Source organism: Acidimicrobiia bacterium (assembly GCA_030584185.1).
Lineage (GTDB): Bacteria > Actinomycetota > Acidimicrobiia > Spongiisociales > UBA11373.
Genome location: CP129495.1, coordinates 975,628 through 990,641 on the forward strand (window position 1 = coordinate 975,628; position 15,014 = coordinate 990,641).

The 15,014-nt window shown below is 67.9% G+C and carries 14 protein-coding genes; 2 read left to right on the top strand and 12 right to left on the bottom strand.

Going from position 1 to position 15,014, the window contains the following annotated elements:
• Nucleotides 1-259 precede the first annotated feature (259 nt).
• From QY307_04970 to QY307_04985, 4 genes are all read right to left on the bottom strand, one after another.
• Complete coding sequence (locus tag QY307_04970) at nt 260-1,303, bottom strand: ABC transporter permease (protein WKZ83594.1); 1,044 nt, start codon at nt 1,301-1,303, stop codon at nt 260-262.
• 50 nt (nt 1,304-1,353) lie between these two features.
• A complete protein-coding gene (locus tag QY307_04975; GenBank protein WKZ83595.1) occupies nt 1,354-1,989 on the bottom strand; it encodes an ATP-binding cassette domain-containing protein in 636 nt (211 codons plus the stop codon).
• Nucleotides 1,986-2,975 carry a peptidoglycan-binding domain-containing protein gene (locus QY307_04980; GenBank protein WKZ83596.1) on the bottom strand — a complete coding sequence of 330 codons (990 nt, stop codon included), beginning with the start codon at nt 2,973-2,975 and terminating at the stop codon, nt 1,986-1,988. Before QY307_04980 ends, QY307_04975 begins: the two co-directional genes overlap by 4 nt.
• Nucleotides 2,976-3,554: 579 nt before the next feature.
• The gene (locus tag QY307_04985) at nt 3,555-4,139 is read right to left on the bottom strand and encodes a LuxR C-terminal-related transcriptional regulator (GenBank protein ID WKZ83597.1); all 585 of its coding nucleotides are present in this window, start codon (nt 4,137-4,139) and stop codon (nt 3,555-3,557) included.
• A gap of 566 nt (nt 4,140-4,705) precedes the next feature.
• On the opposite strand from QY307_04985, the gene QY307_04990 reads away from it, so the two are divergent.
• Complete coding sequence (locus QY307_04990; protein WKZ83598.1) at nt 4,706-5,092, top strand: hypothetical protein; 387 nt, start codon at nt 4,706-4,708, stop codon at nt 5,090-5,092.
• A 259-nt stretch (nt 5,093-5,351) separates the two neighbouring features.
• A complete protein-coding gene (locus QY307_04995; GenBank protein ID WKZ83599.1) occupies nt 5,352-5,684 on the top strand; it encodes a hypothetical protein in 333 nt (110 codons plus the stop codon).
• Nucleotides 5,685-5,827: 143 nt separating this feature from the next.
• On the opposite strand, the gene QY307_05000 is transcribed toward QY307_04995, so the two are convergent.
• The 8 genes from QY307_05000 to topA form a co-directional block, all read right to left on the bottom strand.
• A complete protein-coding gene (locus QY307_05000) occupies nt 5,828-6,127 on the bottom strand; it encodes a hypothetical protein (protein WKZ83600.1) in 300 nt (99 codons plus the stop codon).
• A 121-nt stretch (nt 6,128-6,248) separates the two neighbouring features.
• Nucleotides 6,249-7,424, bottom strand: a complete 1,176-nt coding sequence (locus QY307_05005) for an acyl-CoA dehydrogenase family protein (protein ID WKZ83601.1) — start codon at nt 7,422-7,424, stop codon at nt 6,249-6,251.
• Nucleotides 7,425-7,484: 60 nt separating this feature from the next.
• A complete protein-coding gene (locus QY307_05010; protein WKZ83602.1) occupies nt 7,485-8,399 on the bottom strand; it encodes a TIGR01777 family oxidoreductase in 915 nt (304 codons plus the stop codon).
• An 86-nt stretch (nt 8,400-8,485) separates the two neighbouring features.
• Nucleotides 8,486-9,073, bottom strand: a complete 588-nt coding sequence (locus QY307_05015; GenBank protein ID WKZ83603.1) for a lysophospholipid acyltransferase family protein — start codon at nt 9,071-9,073, stop codon at nt 8,486-8,488.
• A 37-nt stretch (nt 9,074-9,110) separates the two neighbouring features.
• Nucleotides 9,111-10,172: a hypothetical protein gene (locus QY307_05020; protein ID WKZ83604.1), complete on the bottom strand. Its 1,062-nt coding sequence runs from the start codon at nt 10,170-10,172 to the stop codon at nt 9,111-9,113.
• The gene (gene tmk, locus QY307_05025) at nt 10,169-10,768 is read right to left on the bottom strand and encodes a dTMP kinase (GenBank protein WKZ83605.1); all 600 of its coding nucleotides are present in this window, start codon (nt 10,766-10,768) and stop codon (nt 10,169-10,171) included. The genes QY307_05020 and tmk overlap by 4 nt, the downstream gene beginning before the upstream one ends.
• Nucleotides 10,765-12,189, bottom strand: coding sequence for an MFS transporter (locus QY307_05030; protein ID WKZ83606.1), 1,425 nt, complete (start codon nt 12,187-12,189; stop codon nt 10,765-10,767). The genes tmk and QY307_05030 overlap by 4 nt, the downstream gene beginning before the upstream one ends.
• A 32-nt stretch (nt 12,190-12,221) precedes the next feature.
• Nucleotides 12,222-15,008, bottom strand: a complete 2,787-nt coding sequence (topA, locus tag QY307_05035) for a type I DNA topoisomerase (protein WKZ83762.1) — start codon at nt 15,006-15,008, stop codon at nt 12,222-12,224.
• Between the last annotated feature and the right edge of the window lie 6 nt (nt 15,009-15,014).

Genomic DNA, 15,014 nt, shown 5'->3' on the forward strand with positions numbered 1-15,014 from the left:
CCACGAATGAGCAAGTCGACCGCTTCGGCATCGCCTGGCTCACCGCCTGCCGCAGCGCAACACCACCCGACCCTCGACCAGGCATACGTCGCACCCATCGACCCCCTTCGAGACTTCGACGCGTCCAACCACTCGGTCGATCCGCCCAGACACTCTGGAGCAGGAGATTCGCGCTCAGTCCCATCCTGCACCTGTGAGGACGAAGAGGATTCCAGTTCGCTGGTACGAACGGTGACTTTGGAGTCGAAGCCGCTCGGCTCTATGGCACACGTAGAACACGAACAGGGTCACGCCGGGCGGCCACTACGGCCGGGGGAAGGGCTGCCGTCACCGCGGCGAGAACCGCCAGCACCGCCACCGCGAGTACGAAGGTCGGATCGGGTGCATCGCCGGTGAGACGCCATGCGATTCCACTGCCGATCGCCGATCCCAGGAGCGCGCCGAGCGACCCGGTGACTGCGGTCTGGAGGGTCACGAGTCCCATGATCGTTCCGCGGCCTGCGCCCAGAGCGCGGCGCCGCCCGAAGTCGCGCCGGCGGGACGTGGTCGCTCCATGCATGTTCAGCGACACCAGAACCAGTCCTGCACCCAGCACACTGAGGACCAGATCTCGGCCGTACTCACCCAGTTCGCCTTGCACCGCAGCGCGAATCCGAGCCAGATCCTCCGAGGTCTGCACGACCACGAGATTCGGATCCTCGGGCCCCAGCACCGCGAGAACTGCCTGCGTCACAGAAGCCACGACCTCTGGACTCTCCGCCAACACGTAGATCGATCTGACGACCGCGCTCGGATCCGACGGATCGGTTGCGACCAGGAGAGACCTATTCAAGAATGCCACCGGATCGTCGGCTTCGAACCGCCCAACCACAGCCAGACCTGCTCCTTCTGCGGCTGCCACGCCGCCAGCGGGGAGCTGTAGACCCATCACGGCCTGCGCCTCGGTTCCAACGACGACAGTGCCCGGCTCTCGATCCCATGCGAACAGCGAGATCGCCGTCGGGACCTCGCCATAGAGCACCCGTGCCGGTGCCGGCCGCCCCCCAGGGACGCCCACCGGCCTCACATCGAACGCTGGCCCCAACCCGAACACCCACTCCACGGTCGAAAGGCTGCCGATTCGAGTCACTGCCTCTTGCGTCAGTCCTGCCGCCCCTTGCGGGTCCGTTATGACTATGGACCTGGTCCCCGCCTCGTCGATCTGAGCGAGTACCTGCCGCTCCGCTGCCACGGTCTGGCCCGTCGTAGCCAGGATCACCGCGCACACCGCACCCACGATCAGCATTGTCACGGCCGACGGCACCGGCTGGCTCCTTGCCACCCGAGCCGCCTCAGCTACCAGCCCTATCAGCCTCACAGCGCCAACACCTCATCGCAAGCGGCCACCACCTGCGCGTCATGGGAGGCCATGATGACGGTGGTCCCGTCGTCGCGGGCACTTCTGCGAAGAGCTTCGATGACCATCCGAGCCGTATCGATGTCGAGATTGCCGGTGGGCTCGTCCGCCAGGATCACCGACGGCCGGTTCAGCAGGGCCCGGCACATGGCCACCCGCTGTGCCTGGCCGCCGGACACCTCGCCGGGCTTGTGATCTGCGCGCAGGCCCACTTCGAACCGCTCCAAGAGGTTCTGAGCCCTGACCAGGGCTTCTTTGCGTCTCATTCCGGAGTAAATGGCACTCTCGAGCACGTTGTCGATGACGCTCCGAGTGGGGTCCAAAGAGGCATCCTGGAACACGAAGCCGATCCGTCGGGCCCGCACCACGGAACGGATTCGATCCGGTCGCGTGCCGAAGTCCTCACCACCGATGATGATTCGACCCGACCATGGCGTGAGCAGCAAACCGAGCAGATAGAGGAGCGTCGACTTCCCCGACCCCGACCTTCCGGTGATCCCGGACACCTGACCTCTGGGGAAAGGCCACGACAGCCCCGTGAAGATCGGCTCGACCCGGCGATAGCCGAACGCCAGCTCCCTGACCTCGATCATCGCTCGGCAGGGGTTGGCGTGCTCGGCAGTGCCACGACCGTCCCGGCGTCGATGCCCTCGACCACGGCCAACCCCTGGGCCGACACCAGAATGCGAATGTCGAGCCGATCCCCGGCCTCCGTCATCACATAGGGCTGATTGCCGGCGTCGACTCGGATCGCCGCCACGGGGACCACCGGCCCAACGGTCGGGGGTATCACCACGATCTCGACCGTGAAGTTGGTCGTACGTCCCACCTGGACCCATTCGGCACATTCGTTCCCACAGATCGGCCCGCCGCTCTGCGAAGTCAACTCAAGGGTGAGCCGGGACGACTCCCGATCCTCCAACGCGCGTTCGATGTGACCCTCCCACACACCATCCGGATACGACACCTCTGCCCGTGCCGACAGGGGCACAAGGCTCCGCTGCTCCAGCGACAGTGGCACCGTGAAGGTCGGATGCGACGGCATCGCCAACACCAGCTCCTCGCCACCGCTAAGTGGTACCCCAACACGCAGCGATTCCGCCAGAGCGAAACGCGCCGGAAGCTCAGGGACGAAGATCACATCCCCCATCCGCACGACTCCGTCGACCGGGGCCCCCAGGGACGCCTGCCAGTCTCGAACTGCTGTACGGGTGCCCACTCCGAATACGCCGTCGACTTCACTCGACAAGAACCCGTGTTCAGCCAGCAACCGCTGCAACTGCGCCACGTCGGGACCTCGTACACCCAATGAGAGGTCCCGAAACGCCGGCACCTCACCTTCCGCCACCACCACCGGACGCAGATCCACCGAGTACAGCACGGTCCCCGCCGTCGCCTCGTCACCTGAGGAGAACTCCACCGAAGTGACGATCCCCTGAGCGGCGTTGCGAACCCCAGGCACGAGCTGCCACTCGGCCACCGCCGTGAAACGCAGCGACCTGCCCACTTCCCCGACGGCAACCTCGTAGGTGAGTTGCTCCGCCCCGGCTGCCAGAGGATCCTCTGGCGGCAACAGCACCCGCCGGCCTGCCCAAAACCCTGCCCCACCAGCCAGGCCTACCACGACCAACGCCAGCACGAAACGGCCGACTCGGGAGCTCCCACCGAGGTTGCCCCTCACTGTGGAGCCTTCTCGATGGCTGGCAGGGGTTGAGCGTCACCTCGAGCCGATTCGCCGGTCGGCAGCAGGGCCGCTGGGTTATCAGACACCAAGGGGTGACGGTCACCTGAGCAGAGCGAAAGAACCGCGTGCCAGCCGTGCTCGCCCTTGACGTCAGGCGGGGCCGGCACGATACGGTGGGTCGTCCAGCAGTGGTTGATCGGTCCGACGGCCACCTGTCTTCTCGGGTGAATCAGCCGCATTCTTTCCCTGACTCCGCAGGGTAGGAAAGTGCCTTGTGGGATGCATCTTCGTGCACCGTCTCGATCTTCCCGCGCCGCTGGTAGTCCATCCGGATCACCCGTCGATTCCATCACACACCCGAACCTTCGAGAAGCGAGTGCCGCGGCTCTCTGCCCGCAGCAATCCCCATGGTTCCGGTGCCAGGGCGGAAGCGCCGCGGGTGATCAATCGCTCAGCCATGGGCCCACGATGTCGTTAGACAAGGCCCATCCTCTTGGCGACGAGGATGGCAGCCGGGACACTGCTCGCGTCGAGCTTCTCGCATATCCTCCGGATCCGGCGACGAGCGGTTCTCGGCGATAGGTGCGACATGGCTGCGATCTCGCCGGGTCGACGACCTTCGACCAGGGCCTGCAGGATAACGGCTTCGGGTTCGGAGAGTTCGGTGTCGAGACGGCTTTCCCGGGCGATACGACGAGCATCATCGCAGGCGAGAAGCACGTCCCCGGTCAGGGCAGCATCCAAGGCTTGAACGATCCGAGATGGGGGGTCCGACAGGGAGCTGACCCCATCAGCTCCTAGCCGAAGGGCTCTCAGAAGCAACCTCACATCAGGCTGGGGGACGATCGCGATGGTCGTGACATCGTCAGAGTGAGCCGCCTCGGCCAGGCGGTCCCAGGACGAGACGCTATCCACGCACACCAGGGCTGCTCTCCGCCCGGCCAGGTTGAGCCAGCTGCGCCAACCGAGCTTCTCTACCGACTGGTAGACGAACCGATTCGAATCGAGAGCCTGGGCGACCGCTTGACAGAAGGTAGGGATTGGATAGAGGACGGTCACGGGCAGTTGCCACGGACCATCTGCCGGTCTCGTCGCCACAACGGAATCCCTCCCGAATGTGCCCCAGAGCACACTCCGCATGCCACCCCTCGCTGCGGAATCGCCCTGAGATGGCTTGGCATCAGGCTACCAATCTTTGTGAACTTGCGCGCCGCCTGGATGAACCCCCACCACCCGGCTGTCGCACGTTGCCATGTCGGCCGAAGGGCCCAGCCGGCGAAGTCCTTGGCATCGACCAACCCGTAGACCACTCCCTCACTGGTTCTCCGCTGGGGAAGACGAACCGTCATGGCATTCGCCAGCTCGCTCTGCATCGCCGACTGCATTGAGATCACCGAGTATCGGCGAGTCCCTACCGTCGCCTCGGCATCATCCCCGCCAGCGGATCACCGGTGCACCGCGCAGTCTCATCTCTGTCGGACGACTCCTTGGCCAGAACGGCCAACGTATTCATCAGGGCGGTCACCAGATTGGCCGTTGGGGCCATGCGGTTGGCTCCGGTGGCGGCGGCACTGGCCCAGCGCCCTGCGTTACGGTCTCGATCCGAAACGCGCTGGGCAGTCCCGATGAACGAGGAGGCACTACCAATGCATGGTGCAGGAAAGGGGAACGCGTCGCCCCCACAGATCGTTCCGCTCAGGAGGAGGCTCGCCTTGACGCTGGCGATACTGGCACTACTCACGATGGGGCACCCAGGTGTCGCAAACGCCGATGACGGGCCTGGACAGCAGTTCTACTCGACTCTGACCTGTCAGAGCGGTTGGACCGTCCGCATTTACAGCAGGGCCGAGAACTGGGTCGAGTACTCGTGGAAGCAGGGTGGGTACGCCTCCAGCTGGAACCCCTATGGGAACTACTGGGAGGTGAACACCTGGCACGGATCGACCTGGGCTGTCGTCGAGTGGGACCATCATCGCGTCTACTCGGGTCGAACCTGCAAGCCTGTAATCTGAGACCGTCACGCCGGCGATCTACAGCTTGAAAGGGCGAGACAGGATGCATGGTCTCGGGAAGGCCCCATCCCGGACAGTTGCCACTCTGATCTCGCTGATCCTGGTCGCTGGATCCGGCTGCGGACCTACCGGGCCAGCCGCCCCCGAGCTTCCCCGTTGGCCACCGACCGGACTCGCTCCGGACGAGTTCTTCTCGCGCCTCGAGGTCTGCCTGCGTGAACACGGCTATGCAGTAACCGTCGACTTCGTCCAGTACAGCGTGGAGTTCCATCTGTCAGATGACTCCCAGGTGGCACACGCACGAGAAGCGCAGCGCGAGTGCATCGAAGAGGTCGATCCATCCTTCCTGTCCGTGCCGCCACCGATGAGCGAAGAGCAGCTGCGAGCTCTCTACCCTTACATTGCCGCAAGAGCAGAGTGCCTCGCCGATCGCGGCTACCCACTGGTGGAGTTGCCGACTTTCGATGCCTTCGTAGATCTAGGCGGTCGCTTCGATCCTGCAGGTGAATTGCATCAGATGGGTGTGTCGCTCGATTTCGCCGACGTCACAGAGTGTCGCCAGCAGCACCGCCCTGGCTGGTTCGCCGGCTGACGATCGAGTGCTGCCACCTCCCCGCAGCACCGCAGATCGCGACGAACACGCAACACGCCGTCTCCGATCAGGTCGTCGTAACCAGGCCAGGCGCGTCGCCCGCACCCCGAAAGACCGGGGGTAAGTAGAAGATGTCGGCCCCCTCAGACCGCCTGCTCGCGCCTGCCGTCCGGGTACACCACCTGGAGCGTGGCGCCGAAGATGCCCGGGGCGTCCAGCAATCGCATCTCCATGAAGGTCATCCCCGGGTAGTAGGGATCCTCGTAGAGCTCGGCGACAACGTCCTCGGGCAGCAGGGCGGCGATCTTCAGCATCTCGCGCCGGTCCTCCGGGGTCGATCCCACGAAACGCAGCTCCCCGGCGGCGTCGAGACGCTCCACCAGATCGGCGGCCACGTCCCGCCGCCATTGCCGGCGCGAACGTCCTTCCTGGAACAGCGGCATGTCGGTCCTCGCCCGAGAATGACAACGCCGTGATTCTGGCGGCCATCGCCTGTCGGGTGCGGTATTTGCAGACGAACGGCCGCCACCCGCCGTGATCGGCACCTCTCGACAGGCCTCGGCGTCAGCGGGGCACCTTGGCCCAGGGAAGGTCCTTGTCGACCCTGGGCTCACCTGGCAGGCCGAGCACCCGCTCCCCCAGGATGTTCTTCATGATCTCGGAGGTGCCGCCTTCGATCGAGTTCGCCCGGGCCCGCAGGAACGCCTTGGTCCTAGGGTGCACCGTGAACTGATCGGGCCGGGTCTCCTCGTACGAGTCGTACAGCATCCCGTCGGCGCCCATCAGTTCCACCGTGTACTCGTAGATCCGCTTGTTCAACTCGGCGTAGACCAGCTTGGATGTCGACTCCTCCGGCCCCGGCGTGCCCAGACGGCGGTTGTGGGCCGCCCTCAGGTTGGTGAGGCGAGCGGCCTCCGCTTCGACCCACAGGCTCATCAGGTGATCCCTGGCCGCCGGGTCGTCGTGGCCGTACTCCCTCCAGGTCTTCACGGCGACACCGATCGGGCCGGTGCCTCGCGGGGCGACGGCGGCGCCGATCGCCACCCGCTCGTTCATCAGAGTGGTGAGGGACACCCGCCAGCCATCGCCCACGTCACCGATCCGGTTGGCATCGGGAACCCGGGCATCGGTGAAGTACACCTCGTTGAACTCCGCCTCGCCGGTGATCTGGCGCAGCGGCCTCACCTCCACCCCCGGCGACTCCATGTCGACGATGAAATAGGTGAGTCCGAGATGCTTGGGGACGTCCGGGTCGGTGCGGCACACCAGCATCCCCCACTTGGCGACATGCGCCAGAGTGGTCCACACCTTCTGACCGTTGACCACCCACTCGTCGCCGTCGCGCACCGCCCGGGTCCCCAGCGACGCCAGATCGGATCCGGCGCCGGGCTCGGAGAACATCTGGCACCAGATCTCCTCGGTGGTGAACATGGGTCGCAGCCAGCGACGCTGCTGCTCCTCGGTGCCGTGGGCGAGGATCACGTGGGCGCCCATCCCCACACCCAGGGCGTTGTACACCGCAGGCTGGGGGGCACGGGCTGCGGCGAGGCGCTCCTCGACGACAGTCTGCAAGCCCCGGTCGATCCCGAGACCGCCGAGGCCCTCCGGGAACCACACCCAGGCCAGGCCCAGGTCGAAGCGCGCACCCAGGAACTCCACCCGGTCCCCGGCAGGATCGTGCTCGGCCAGGAGTCGATCGAGCAGCGAGTCGACCCTCTCGATCACCGCCGTGTCAGTCATGGCATCCCTCCGCTGGAACCGTGGTCCCAATGTTGCCACAGACCGGGACGGGCGCCTCCGTCAGCCGGCGAGGGCGGCGGCGAGGGCCTGCTCCAGGTCGGGCTGGTGCCAGCGGAATCCGTCGGCCTCGAGCCGGGCGGGCACGACGCGCTGGCCTTCGAGCACCAGGGCTTCGGCCAGTTCCGACCCGAGGATCATCCGCAGCACGAACGAAGGGATCGGCACGACCGTCGGCCGGCGAAGCACCCTACCCAGGGCCTTGACGAACTCCCGATGGGTGACCGGCTCCTGAGCCACCAGGTTGACCGGCCCGGACAGGTCGGACTCGAGCAGATGGCGGATCGCCGCCACCTCGTCCTGCAACGAGATCCAGGACCACCACTGGCGTCCCCTGCCCACGACACCACCCAGCCCCCATCGGTACGGACTCAGCCACCGCGGCCCGAACGGAGCGAGCAGCCGACCGAGTGCGCCGCCTCGGGTGGAAAGCACTATGCCGCTGCGCAGGTGCACCACGCGCCCTCCGGCGGCGGCCGCCGGAGTCGTCGCCTCCTCCCAGGCGGCACACAGCCGCGCCAGGAAACCGTCTCCTGCTGCTGCCGTCTCGTCCAAGACTGCGTCGCCTCCGTCGCCGTAGTAGCCGACCGCCGAAGCGTTCAACAGCACGGGCGGCGAACCCATCTGCGCCACCGACTCCGCCAGGAGGCGCGTCGAGTCCACCCGGCTGGCCCACAGGGCCCCCTTCTCGGCATCGGACCACCGGCGCTCCCCGATGCTGCGGCCCGCCAGGTTGACCACGGCGTCGACCCCGGACAGGGCGTCGGTGGGGAGATGGCCTCGCCGGGGGTCCCAAGAGACGCCGTCGGCGGCGGTCTCGGGCCGCACCAGGCGGCGCACCCCGTGGCCGTCGGACCGCAGTGACCGGACCAGCGCCTCTCCGATGAGGCCGCTCGAGCCTGCGACGACCAACTGCATGGGGTGAGGCTATTACGAGACGAACCGATACCGCTCACCGACGCATGACCGATCGTCGCTTGGCAGAACACCACTTCGGCCAGGAGTCAGGCCCGGGAGATCGCCTCGCCGACCCGGCGCACCCACTCGGCGGTCATGGCCGTCACCGGATCCGGCTCCCTCTCGAAGTCCCCCGGATGGATGGGTGCGCCGCGAACGGCCCGCACCGAGGCCCGACGCGGCCGGGTGGCTTCCCTTCCCATCACCAGGTCGGTGCCGATGAGCGTCACCGGCACCAAAGGCACTCCGGCGCGCCGCGCCAGCCATGCGGCACCGCGCTTTGCGGGCCTCTCGCCCCACTCCCAGACGCGTTCCCCCTCGGGGAACACGCCGATGGTCTCCCCGGCGGCGAGGTCGGCCAGTGCCGTGCGCAACGCCCCCAGGGGCGCTCGGGTGCGGGACACGGGGATGGCGCCCACCCGGCCGATGAAGGAGTCAAAGAGACGGGATCTTCCGAAGAGCTCGTCGACGGCGAGGAACCGGATCGGGCGGCGGGCGGCGATTCCGACCATCACCCCGTCGACATGGGAGAAGTGGTTGGCGGCGACCACCACCGGTCCCGAGGGCAGCGGCGGGCCCTCGGGTTCCAGGTGCAGCCACAGCCGGGCGATGGCGGCGGCCGGAGGTCGCAGCACCTGCCAGACGGCACGCCCCCCGAACGGGAAGCCGGGTTCAGTCCGAGGTGCCAAGATCGGAGAAGAGGGCGCCGAATGCGAGGCGGGGACGCTGGTTCGCCTGCAGCGACTCCGCCGCTTCCAGGACGCGCCGTGCCCTGGCCACTGCCTTTCTCGGAGCCACCGATGCCAGCTCCGGGCCGGGGACGTCACGGTTCCGCACCGGGCCACCGAAGGAGGCGACGGCCGCATCGCGATACCAGGAGGCGAGGATCTCGAGGCCGCCCAGGTGCAGGGCGGAGGCCGCCCGACGGCGTTCCCTCTCGTGTCGATCCTTGAGGGCGCGGACGTCACGCTCCTCACTCTCGGCGACGCCGACCTCGGCCTGCTGTTGGTCGATCAGGCCCTCGAGCAGCGGATCGGCGGCGGACTCCATCTCCCGAGCCAACCGCATGGCATCGCCGGGCCTGGTGGTCACCTTCGACGGGACCGCCAGCCAGGCAGATCGGAAGGCCGCCACCTCCGAACGGGTGGCGAGCAGGGCCGCCAGGCCGGGGCGACCTCCGGAGGCGGCGACCGCCCTCTCGGCCTGTGCGCCATCGACCCCACGTTCGACCAGTCCGGACACGATCTCGTCCTCGGGAACCCTGCCGAAGAGGACCGTGCGACAACGGCTGGCGACGGTGGCGGGCAGGTCGTCGACGCTCTCGGCGACGAGGACGAAGATCGTGGATGCGGTCGGCTCCTCGAGCGTCTTCAGCAGGGCGTTGGCGGCCTCATCGTTCATGGCGCCCGCCTCCTCGAAGACGAACACCTTGCGCTCGCCCTCTACCGGCGTGCGCACCGCAAGGGATACCGCCTGGCGGGCCCTCTCCACCGTCAGGGCGCTGCGACCGTCGGGGTCGATCAGGATCAGGTCGGGGTGCAAGCCGGCAAGCGCCCTGCGAGCACACTGTTCGTCGTCGCCACAGAGTACGAGCGTGGCGAAACGCCGGGCCACCGTCGCCTTTCCCACGCTTCCCGGTCCGACGAAGAGGTAGGCGTGGGCCGGGGCCGAGAGGTCGCCTTGCAGCATCTCGATGACCGCGGCGTGGCCGATGACACCATCGAAGCCGGTCATGGTGCCTCCACGGCCTCGACGATCCGCTCCACGACCTCATGCAATGGAGCCGATGCGTCCACCACCAAGAACCGATCGGGCTCGGCTTCGGCGATCCGGTCGTAGGACTCGGCGACCCTCCTCTGGAAGTCGAGACCCTCCGACGAGATGCGATCTGCCGCCACCTCTCGATCCAGCCCGCGCTCCGGGTCGAGCCGGAGCAGAGCCACCATGTCCGGGACCACGCCCCGCAGCGCATAGCGGTTCACCCGCTCGACGGCCTCGACACCCAGCCCGCGGGCCGCCCCCTGGTAGGCGATCGACGAGTGGTAGGACCGGTCCGAGACGACGAGATCCCCGCGCTGCAGTGCCGGAGACACGACGTCGGCGGCCAGCTGGGCGCGCGCCGCGGCGAAGAGCAACGCCTCCGTCCAGTCGTCGAGCGACGAATCGCTGCCGAGCAGGATGTCGCGTATCCGTTCACCCGCCGGGGTGCCGCCGGGCTCCCGAACCAGGGTCACGGCGTGCCCCCGCTCCTCGAGGGCGTCGGCGACCATTCGGGCAACGGTCGACTTCCCCGCCCCGTCGATCCCCTCGATCGCCAGGTAGCGAATCACTTCGCACCGTTCCCGTCGATGCTGTCGATCTCGGCGGTCGGCTCGCCACCGGCAAGGGTCTTGCGGTGACGGCGGAACGCCTCCACCGCCGCCCCCACCACCGGCCGGTTCCCGATGTGGCCCAGGTCGATCAGCTCGCGTCTCACCGTCCACAGGAGCACCAGGCCGCTGCCGACCATGATCACCCCTCCCATCAGCAGGACGTCACGCTCCCCCGCAGCCAGGATTCCGGGCAGCACCCCTCCCATGAGATCGGCCGCGGGAAGCGCCACCATCATGGCGGTGAGAAGACCGATGCGCATCATCGAGAACAGGGCGGCGAAGGTGCGCCCCCGCAGTGCGTCGTCGGTCTCTTCGTGGAGGTGGGCGAAACCCAGGACGTAGGCGGAACCGGCGCCGACCCCCATGAGGGTCACCCAGCTGAGCGCCCCGATGAGCGTCTTCACGAACGCCGCCGACGCCAGCGAGGCGCCGGTGAGGAGCAGGGCGAACCCGAACATGACGTCCTTGTGCCGGAACCTGGGCCCGAAGATGGTGACCAGGACGATTCCGGTGCCGGCGCCGAGGCCGAATGCGGTGAGCAACGCCGGGAAGCCGACGGCGCCGGCTTCGAGGACCTTGGAGGCGAACGGCTTGCCCAGCACCACGATGATCCCGCCCGAGGCGAGGGCGACGGTCATGGCAAGCACGACCGGACGGATCCTGCGGTTCGATGCGACGAAGACGACCCCGTCGCGCAGGTCCTTCAGCGCCGCCGTCGGATTCCAACGCCGCTTGGTGCCGTCCCGTCGCCGGCGCGCCGGGGAGCGCAGGGAGGGCAGGGTGAAGATGATCATCGCCGACAGCAGGTAGGTGACGGCGTCGACCAGGAAAGCGAGGCCCTCCTGGGTGCCGGGGAGGAGGCCGCCCAAGGTGAAGTCGGCGCCAAGCGGTGCCAGCGCCATGAAGATCGCCGCCCCGAGCGGGAAGGTGCCGTAGGCGGCGCTGAGGGAGAGGCTGTTGGCCTGAACCAGCTCGGATCTGGAGACCAGGGTGGGAACGGTCGCCTCCTTGGCAGGCTGGAAGACCAGGGTGAGCCCCTCGAGCGCCAGGTTGACCAGCACCAGCGACTGGATCGAGTCCACGAAGGCGAGGGACATGACGAGCAGGGCCCGGCCGATCTCGCAGAAGAGCATCACCTTCTTGCGGTCGAGACGGTCGGCGACGATCCCCCCGATGGCGGCGAAGAACAGGCCGGGCAGGATGCGCGAGGTGAGGGCGAGGGCGATCCCGCCGCTGCCTGCCAGCTCTTCGGCCAGGGAGAGCGTTGCCAGGATCGCCACCCAGTCACCGGTGCTGCTGATCAGACCGGCGCGCCACAGGCGGGAGAACGGTCCCGATCTGATCAAGGCCCAGGCGGACCGGGGGGGAGCGGCGGTCACCGGCGGCAGGCTATCAGAGGCATGAGCGATGCCTACGCCGCAGGCGGCTTGCCGTCCGTGACCGGCTTGCCCTCGGACTCGAGACGGGCGCGGCGGGCCGCGAGCAGCTCGGAGGCACGCTCCGGGGTGATGGTCTCCGGGCTGTCGCCGGTCCTCAGGGAGGCGTTGACGCCGCCGTCGGTGACGTACGGCCCGAAGCGCCCGCTGCGGACCGTGATCTGCCATCCGGTGCCGGGATCGACGCCCACGATCCGCCCCGGGCTGGCCGCCGCTCGCCCCCGGCCCCGCTTCGGCTGTGCCAGCAGGTCGACGGCCTCGTCAAGGGTGACGGTCAGGATCTGCGCTTCGCCCGCCAGGCTGCGGGTGTCGTCGCCTCGCTTGATGTAAGGGCCGTAACGGCCGTTGGTGGCCAGGATCTCGTCTCCGGTCGACGGGTCGACACCTACGACACGGGGAAGAGCGAGCAGGGCCAGCGCCTCCTCCAGGGTCACCGTCTCCGGGCTCATCGAGGCGAACAGCGAGGCCCGCTTCGGCTTGGCGGCGGTGCTGCGTCCACGCTTTGGCGGCGACTTCTTGGGTGCAGGCGCCTTGGCGGCTCCCGATACGGGGTCTTCGCTCGCATCGGGCGCCACGGCAGCATCCGGTTGGAGATCGGCATCCTCGCCGGGGTCCTCCCCCAACTGGACGTAGGGCCCGAAGCGGCCGGTGCGGACGAACACGGTCAGCCCGGTCTCGGGATCGGTCCCGAGGGCACGGTCGCCCTGGGGCGCCTCCAGTATCCGGAGTACGTTCTCGGGTGTGAGATCGTCGAGCGAGGTGCCTTCCGGGATCGAGGCTCGACGACCGTCACCGGCTTCCAGGTACGGCCCGTAGCGCCCGTTGCGCACCACGACGCCGTCGATCCCGGGCAGCAAGATCGTGTTGATCTCTCTTGCGTCCCCGCCTGCGATCGCCTGGGCGACGACCTCCTTCAGACCGGGATGGCCGTTGCCGCGATAGAACTCCTCAAGGTAGGGGACCATCTCCCCCTCGCCTCGAGCGATCTCGTCGAGCTCCTCCTCCAACCGGGCGGTGAACTCGTACTCGACGAGATGACCGAAGTGGCGTTCCAGCAGCCCGACGGTGGAGAAGGCGTCGGCGGTGGGCACCAGGGCCGCCCCCGACTTGGTGACGTACCCCCGATCCAGGATCGTCTGGATGATCGCGGCGTATGTCGAGGGGCGCCCGATCCCCAATTCCTCCAGCTTCTGCACCAGAGAGGCCTCGGTGTACCGGGCCGGTGGGCGGGTCTCGTGCCCGACGGCCTCCAACGACTCGATGGCCACCGCCTCGCCCTCCGACATCGAAGGCAGCCGCCGCTCGCGATCCTCGAGCTCGGCCTCGGGGTCGTCGGAGCCCTGCACATACGCACGCAGGAAGCCGGGGAAGGTGATCGTCCGCCCCGAGGTGGCGAACTCGGCGTCACGGCCGGAAGCGCCGGCCCCACCCAGACGCACCGAGAGCGACTCGCCCTTGGCGTCCTGCATCTGCGATGCCACCGTCCGTTTCCAGATCAAGTCGTAGAGAGCGGCCTCGTCGCGACTCAGGTGGCGTCGCACCTGATCCGGGGTGCGGAAGGACTCGCCCGCCGGGCGGATCGCCTCATGTGCCTCCTGGGCGTTCTTCACCTTCGAGGCGTAGAGGCGCGGCCGGTCGGGCACGAACTCGGCCCCGAAGAGGGAGACCGCCTGTGATCGCGCCGCCGCCACCGCCGCGTCTGAGAGGGACGTGCTGTCGGTACGCATGTAAGTGATGAAGCCGTTCTCGTACAGGCGCTGGGCCAGGCGCATCGTCTGCTGGGAGCCGAGCCGCAGCTTGCGACCCGCCTCCTGCTGCAGCGTCGAGGTTCGGAATGGGGGCTGGGGCTTGCGGGTGTACGGCTTGCGGACCAACGAGCGGATCTCCAGGGTGGCCCCTTCGAGGTCGGTGACCACCGCCCGTGCCGCATCCGCGTCGAGCACGAGGACATCGCCGCCGGAGCCCTCGTCGGACGGGGCCGCCTCGGTCGGGGCCGATTCCTCCGCTCCGGTCTCCGAGCCTCCCCCCGACCTGAGAGCGCCTGCCGCGTCGAAGTCCCGGCCCACTGCCACCCTCACGCCATCGAGTGAGTGCAGCGTCGCCTCGAATCCCCCGGCGTCGACCGTGAAACGTCCGTCGACACTCCAGTACCCCGCCGCCTGGAACTCCATCCGCTCCCGCTCCCGCTCCACCACCAGGCGGATCGCCGGGCTCTGCACCCGGCCCGCAGAGAGGCGAGGGCGGATCAGCCGCCACAACACGGGCGACACCTCGTACCCCACCAGCCGGTCGAGGATGCGGCGGGTCTCCTGGGCATCCACCAGGCGCCGATCCAACTGGCGAGGGGTCTCCACGGCGCGCCTGATGGCATCGGCCGTGATCTCGTGGAACACCATGCGACGCACCGGGACCTTGGGCTTGAGCACCTCGAGCAGATGCCAGGCGATCGACTCCCCCTCCCGATCCTCATCGGTGGCGAGGTACAACTCGTCGGCGTCCTTGAGCAGGGACTTCAGGTGGGAGATCTGTTTGCGGCGCTCCGCGGGCACCACGTACAGCGGCTTGAAGTCGTTGTCGACGTCGACACCGAGGCGCGCCCACCCCTCGGAGCGCTGGGCAGCCGGGATCTCCTCGGCCTTGCGCGGGAGGTCGCGCACATGGCCGATCGACGACTCGACGACGAAGCCGGAGCCGAGGAAGCCGGCGATGGTGCGTGCCTTTGCCGGGGATTCGACGATGACGAGTTTCACTCTGGGCCGGATGCTCTC

Bases quoted from the DNA above. Each gene is read 5' to 3' on its own strand.
- QY307_05010 (WKZ83602.1), bottom strand. From the start codon at position 8,399: ATGCAGTTGGTCGTCGCAGGCTCGAGCGGCCTCATCGGAGAGGCGCTG.
- QY307_04990 (WKZ83598.1), top strand. From the start codon at position 4,706: ATGAACGAGGAGGCACTACCAATGCATGGTGCAGGAAAGGGGAACGCG.
- QY307_05020 (WKZ83604.1), bottom strand. From the start codon at position 10,172: ATGACCGGCTTCGATGGTGTCATCGGCCACGCCGCGGTCATCGAGATG.
- QY307_05005 (WKZ83601.1), bottom strand. From the start codon at position 7,424: ATGACTGACACGGCGGTGATCGAGAGGGTCGACTCGCTGCTCGATCGA.
- QY307_05000 (WKZ83600.1), bottom strand. From the start codon at position 6,127: ATGCCGCTGTTCCAGGAAGGACGTTCGCGCCGGCAATGGCGGCGGGAC.
- QY307_04975 (WKZ83595.1), bottom strand. From the start codon at position 1,989: ATGATCGAGGTCAGGGAGCTGGCGTTCGGCTATCGCCGGGTCGAGCCG.